Genomic DNA, 5285 nt, shown 5'->3' with positions numbered 1-5285 from the left:
TTTTCAAAGAACTATTTCGTTACATGAAACGTTAAATATCAGAGCGTAATATTAACAATTAACAGGGATGTTTCCAGCTTGTTTTTAAGAACAGAGAACTGGACACCCTATTAATTTTATTATGGCAGAAAAGAAATTGAATGGTACGGTCATCGTGACCTACCGCTGCAACGCTCGTTGCTCTATGTGTAATCGTTACAAGGCTCCTTCTAAGCCAGAGGAGGAAATCTCTATAGAGACTATCAAGAAACTTCCTAAGATGTACTTTACCAACATCACAGGTGGTGAACCTTTCATCCGTACGGACTTGAAGGATATCGTACGTGAACTTTATAAGAAGAGCGACCGTATCGTAATCTCTACCAACGGCTTCTTCACCGACCGTATCATCGACCTGGCGAAGGAGTTCCCTCAGATTGGTATCCGTATCTCTATCGAGGGCTTGGAGCAGACCAACAATGAAATCCGTGGATTGAACAATGGTTTCAACCGTGGCTATACTACCCTGAAGAAGCTCTGTGAGATGGGATTGAAGGATGTGGGCTTCGGTATGACCGTTCAGGACAAGAACGCTCCAGACCTCGTGCCTCTCTATGAGTTGAGCAACAAGATGGGTATGGAGTTCGCGACCGCATCGCTCCATAACTCTTTCTACTTCGTTGAGGCTAAGAACATCATCCACGACCGTCCGATGGTGGCTAAGAACTTCGAGAACCTGGTGAACGAGCTCTTGAAGTCTAACTCTCCTAAGAAGTGGTTCCGTGCTTATTTCAACCATGGACTCATCAACTATATCTATGGTCAGAAGCGCCTCTTGCCTTGCGATATGAGTTTCGATACCTTCTTCATCGACCCATACGGTGATGTGATGCCATGTAATGGTACCAAGGATAAGGAGGTGATGGGTAACCTGAACCGCCAGAGCTGGGATGAACTCTGGAGTTCGCCTGAGGCAGAGCTGGTTCGCAAGAAGGTAAGACATTGCGACAGAAACTGCTGGATGATCGGTTCTGTTTCTCCTGCCATGCACAAGTACATCAAGACTCCTGCCCTGTGGGTGGCTAAGCACAAGCTGAAGAGTCTGCTCGGTATGAAGTACTCTATGTATGAGAATCCTATCTGCTGCGAATATCGTGATGGTAAGGTGACCAAGGAACAGCTTGACAAGCTTTCTACCTGCGATATGAATGCCGTGGTCAACAATGGTCTTTCTGCCGATTCAAAGGAGGCTTTGAAGGGCAAGCGTGGCGAGGACATCGTGAACGCTGATGTGGCTAGCCAGGGTTATGAGGCAACCAAGAAGGAAACTGATAGAAATATTGAAATCAAGTAATCACTTGATTCTCTTATGATTGATAAGAAGCCACAGTGCGGAGAACATCGATAACAAGATGATGCCGAAGTACTGTATGGCTTCTTTGATATAGTTTGAAATCTTATTCATGCCTGCAAAGGTAATACTTTTATTTTGAAAATCTCTAGTTTTTATGAAAATAGTTGTAACTGGTACTCGTGGTATCCCAAATATCATGGGTGGCGTGGAGACGCATTGTGAGGAATTGTTCCCTAGAATGGTGGAGCGTGGTTATGATGTAACGCTGATCCGTCGCTCGAACTATGTGAAGGATGACTTACATGAATGGAAAGGAGTGAAACTGGTAACGATTCCTTCTCCTAAGAAGAAGAGTTTCGAGGCTATCATCCATACATTCCGCGCCATCAATGAGGCAAAGAAGTTGGGCGCTGATGTGTTGCATATTCATGCCATCGGTCCTGCGCTGCTGGTTCCATACGCCAAACTGTTGGGTATGAAGGTGGTGTTTACACATCATGGTCCTGACTATGACAGGGACAAGTGGGGATTTGCTGCCAAGACAATCCTGAAGATGGGTGAGCGGATGGGCTGCATGTTTGCCGATGATGTCATCGTGATCTCGAACGTCATCAAGAACCTCATTGCCCGTAAATATGGAAGGACGAAGAATGTACACCTTATATATAATGGTGTTTCTGAGCCTGAAATCTGCGACTATCCTGAATATTTCAAGGAATTGGGGATAGAGAAAGGCAAGTATATTCTGGGTATGTGCAGATTTGTGCCAGAGAAGAACCTACATCATCTGGTGGAAGCGTATAGACAGTTGATAGTTAAGAATGAAAAGTTGATAGAGCAGGGCTATAAGTTGGTGCTGGCTGGTGATACGGATTTCGAGGATGAGTATTCGTTGGGATTGAAGCAGATGGCAAGGGAGAATGGTGTGGTGCTTACTGGCTTTATCAAGGGCAGAAAGCTTCATTCGCTGTTGACGAATTGCCGTTGCTATTGTCTCCCATCTTCGCACGAAGGTTTACCGATTGCCCTGTTGGAGGCGATGAGCTATGGTGTAAAGGTAGTAGTGAGCGATATTCCTGCGAATCTGGAGGTTGGCTTGCCAAAGGATGATTACTTCCATTGTGGTAACGTGGATGAACTTTCGGAAAAACTCGGAAAGATTATCGAGGCCCCATTGCAGCATGTGGATTACGACATGAGCAAGTATGATTGGGACCAGATTGCTGATGAAGTAGGAGAGGTGTATCAAGGGTTGAAGAAATGATGGTTGTACCGAAACAACAAAAGATATTTAGGTGATCAGTATGGCAGATAATATATGGAATAATATATAGATATTTCGGACGAATAGTTCCCGCTCCCCTTTTGTTTAATCTACTTTTCGGGGATGGAGCCTAGTAGCCCGATTTTACTATAATTGATATAATGAACGTAATAAAGACAGATATGGATGGCGTGCTCATCATTGGGCCTCGCCTGTTTAGAGATGCTCGTGGCTATTTCTTTGAGAGCTTCAGTGAGCGTGAGTTTAAAGAGAAGGTCTGATGGTGGTATCTCGATACTGGATGATTCTCTCGGAATCGATTGGCGCATTCCTACGGAACATGCTAATCTTTCCGAGAAGGATACGAAACATCAGGTATTGAAGGACTTTGAAAGTCCTTTCGAAAACTAAAAGAAAGAGGTTTACCTAAAAATATTGAGGTGATTTTTTCGAAAACCTACCCGTCCTTCCTTACCCTTAAGGAAGGCTCCACCTTTCTCTCCAAGCCTCTCTTCAATAGTCTTTACGCCCCCTTCGGTTCCCCCAGTTCTGGGGGACAGAAACCCTCAGGGACGAGAGGATGTAACCGCCCTCCGGTGCTCGGAACCGCTACGCTCTAAGGTTGGCGGGGCATCAAAGCCCTTCGCCATCTTGTGCGGGATGGGACCGCCGGGTGAGGGAAGTTCGCAATTTATAATTTACAATTAATAGTTTATAGGTTGCTGTTTACTGATGATTTTGGGGTAATTGGCTGATGAGTTGCAGATTTCTTTTGATATTCTTGGTGGTTTCGAAGAAAAAGCGTAACTTTGCGGTTAGAAATTAATAAAGTGAATTATTATGGCACAGATAGCAACAATGAATCAAGCTCAATTGCAAATCCTCGATATGCTGTCATTTATAAAGACTCCTGAGGCTTTGCGAGATTTGAATAAGGTAATCTCTGATTATTTTGTTCAGATGGCTGATGCAGAATTAGATAGAATGTGGGATGAAGGAACCTTGAATGAAGAACGTATCGAGAGTTTCCGGCATCTCCATGAACGTACTCCATACAATAAACCAACTTTATAGTCATTAGATTATTAAAATGAATATTGTATTGGATACAAATAGTTTGATTATGTCTATCGCCCCTAGAAGTCCGTATCGTAAGGTGTGGAATGCTTTTCTTAGAGGCGATTATAACCTATGTGTGTCCAATGAAATAATAGAGGAGTATTCAGAGGTTTTATCTCGTAATATATCCCCTCAAGTTTCTGAGGCCATTGTTTATGCTATATTGACTAGACCCAATGTAATTCGTAAAGATTCTCATTATACTTTTGCTTTAATTGAGGCAGATAAAGATGACAATAAGTTTGTAGATTGTGCCATTGCTGCAAATGCAAAGTGTATTGTTACAGAAGACAAGCACTTTAAGGTCCTGGAAAATATTCCTTTTCCTAAAGTGGAGGTTATAGGTATAGAGGATTTTAAATGTTATTTGGATAAGTGGATATAGGTTTATGTACAAGTATGCCTTCTACTCTAGAAAGTTGCAGAAGGAACTCGGCTGGAAGCCATCTCTCCAGTTTGAGGAGGGTATCGAAGAAACTGTGAAGTGGTATCTCGATAACCAGGAATGGATGGATCATGTTACTTCTGGGGAGTATCAGAAGTATTATTTTCGAAAACCTACCCGTCCTTCCTTACCCTTAAGGAAGGCTCCACATCTCTCACCAAGCCTCTCTTCCCTCAGGAAGCGGGGATGTAACCGCCCTACAGTGCTGAATTTTCTACCTCTCCGTCTCTCCTGCAAGGAGAGCTCCACTTTCTCCCCAAGCCCCTCTTCAATGGTCTTTACACCCCCTTCGGTTCCCCCGTTCCCGGTGGACAGAAACCTCAGGAAGCGGGGATGTAACCGCCCTCCGGTGCTCGGAACCGCTACGCTCTAAGGTTGGCGGGGCATCAAAGCCCTTCGCCATCTTGTGCGGGCTGGGACCGCCTTATTACAACTTGCTTCTGGTCTTCGCCATCTTGTGCGGGATGGGACCGCCTTATTACAACTTGCTTCTGGTCTTCGCCATCTTGTGCGAGCTGGGACCGCCGGGGGTGGGAAGTTTATAATTTACAATTTATAATTAATAGTTTACTGTTTAGAGCTAATAGTTTATAGTTTACAGCTTATATCTAGAGAATTTGATGATAAGTTGCAGATTTCTTTTGATTTTCTTGGTGGTTTCGGGAAAAAAAGCGTAATTTTGGCGGCTGAATGTTGAACTAGAATAAATTAGGAGGAAGAATATATGGATACAACAAAGTTAACAAGGGAAGAGGCTCTACGCCGTTGGAATGCTTCTAAGGAAAACAAACGTAAAATGGTGGAGAAACTGGAGAACTTGGTTCGCAAAAGCTGTCTGGAACGTACTGGTAAAGAACCTATAGGGGTAGAAGTATGGTAGTAGAAAAAATGTCTCTGGCTGTGATTAATGCCAATTCGCCCTATGAGGTAAAAGTGGCTCTAGCTGATGATACATTGTGTTTCATCTAAGCCGGAAGATTTTGAAGAATAGATTTATATAATAGTGCCGTAAGTATTGAGAGTGTAAACTAAACTGTGTCAAGCTACAATAAAAGTAGTTTAACACAGTTTTTATATTATGGACAACTTAGAAATTGATTACAAGAAAGCAGCTCAGCAGTTGC

General features: G+C 43.4%; 6 protein-coding genes and 2 pseudogenes. All 8 read left to right on the top strand.

Annotated features, from left to right (window positions below):
* Positions 1 to 121 precede the first annotated feature (121 nt).
* The 8 genes and pseudogenes from ACTQ53_RS16985 to ACTQ53_RS16950 all read left to right on the top strand — a co-directional run bounded on the left by ACTQ53_RS16985 (position 122) and on the right by ACTQ53_RS16950 (position 5041).
* On the top strand, positions 122 to 1333 hold the full coding sequence (locus tag ACTQ53_RS16985) for a radical SAM protein (protein ID WP_441934444.1): 1212 nt from the start codon (positions 122 to 124) through the stop codon (positions 1331 to 1333).
* 154 nt (positions 1334 to 1487) lie between these two features.
* Entirely contained in the window at positions 1488 to 2597 is a 1110-nt protein-coding gene (locus ACTQ53_RS16980; RefSeq protein ID WP_441934442.1) for a glycosyltransferase family 4 protein, read from the top strand.
* Positions 2598 to 2758: 161 nt separating this feature from the next.
* The gene (locus ACTQ53_RS16975) at positions 2759 to 2878 is read left to right on the top strand and encodes a dTDP-4-dehydrorhamnose 3,5-epimerase family protein (RefSeq protein WP_441934440.1); all 120 of its coding nucleotides are present in this window, start codon (positions 2759 to 2761) and stop codon (positions 2876 to 2878) included.
* Positions 2874 to 3008 (top strand): annotated as a pseudogene (locus tag ACTQ53_RS16970) (dTDP-4-dehydrorhamnose 3,5-epimerase); the annotation flags it as partial. The gene ACTQ53_RS16975 and the pseudogene ACTQ53_RS16970, both read left to right, overlap by 5 nt.
* Before the next feature lie 429 nt (positions 3009 to 3437).
* Positions 3438 to 3671, top strand: coding sequence for a dephospho-CoA kinase (locus ACTQ53_RS16965; protein ID WP_217762358.1), 234 nt, complete (start codon positions 3438 to 3440; stop codon positions 3669 to 3671).
* 16 nt (positions 3672 to 3687) lie between these two features.
* Positions 3688 to 4101, top strand: coding sequence for a putative toxin-antitoxin system toxin component, PIN family (locus ACTQ53_RS16960; RefSeq protein ID WP_441934438.1), 414 nt, complete (start codon positions 3688 to 3690; stop codon positions 4099 to 4101).
* A gap of 10 nt (positions 4102 to 4111) precedes the next feature.
* Positions 4112 to 4264: pseudogene (locus ACTQ53_RS16955) on the top strand (dTDP-glucose 4,6-dehydratase); the annotation flags it as partial.
* 621 nt (positions 4265 to 4885) lie between these two features.
* Positions 4886 to 5041: a protein tyrosine phosphatase gene (locus ACTQ53_RS16950; protein WP_117661216.1), complete on the top strand. Its 156-nt coding sequence runs from the start codon at positions 4886 to 4888 to the stop codon at positions 5039 to 5041.
* Positions 5042 to 5285: the final 244 nt, after the last annotated feature.

The organism is Prevotella sp. Sow4_E9_plate (genome assembly GCF_052116205.1).
GTDB lineage: Bacteria > Bacteroidota > Bacteroidia > Bacteroidales > Bacteroidaceae > Prevotella.
This window is presented reverse-complemented; position numbering and strand designations above follow the sequence as displayed.

Excerpts from the sequence above, each read along its gene's own strand:
- ACTQ53_RS16985 (WP_441934444.1), top strand. The coding sequence starts at position 122 with ATGGCAGAAAAGAAATTGAATGGTACGGTCATCGTGACCTACCGCTGC.
- ACTQ53_RS16980 (WP_441934442.1), top strand. The coding sequence starts at position 1,488 with ATGAAAATAGTTGTAACTGGTACTCGTGGTATCCCAAATATCATGGGT.
- ACTQ53_RS16975 (WP_441934440.1), top strand. The coding sequence starts at position 2,759 with ATGAACGTAATAAAGACAGATATGGATGGCGTGCTCATCATTGGGCCT.
- ACTQ53_RS16965 (WP_217762358.1), top strand. The coding sequence starts at position 3,438 with ATGGCACAGATAGCAACAATGAATCAAGCTCAATTGCAAATCCTCGAT.
- ACTQ53_RS16960 (WP_441934438.1), top strand. The coding sequence starts at position 3,688 with ATGAATATTGTATTGGATACAAATAGTTTGATTATGTCTATCGCCCCT.
- ACTQ53_RS16950 (WP_117661216.1), top strand. The coding sequence starts at position 4,886 with ATGGATACAACAAAGTTAACAAGGGAAGAGGCTCTACGCCGTTGGAAT.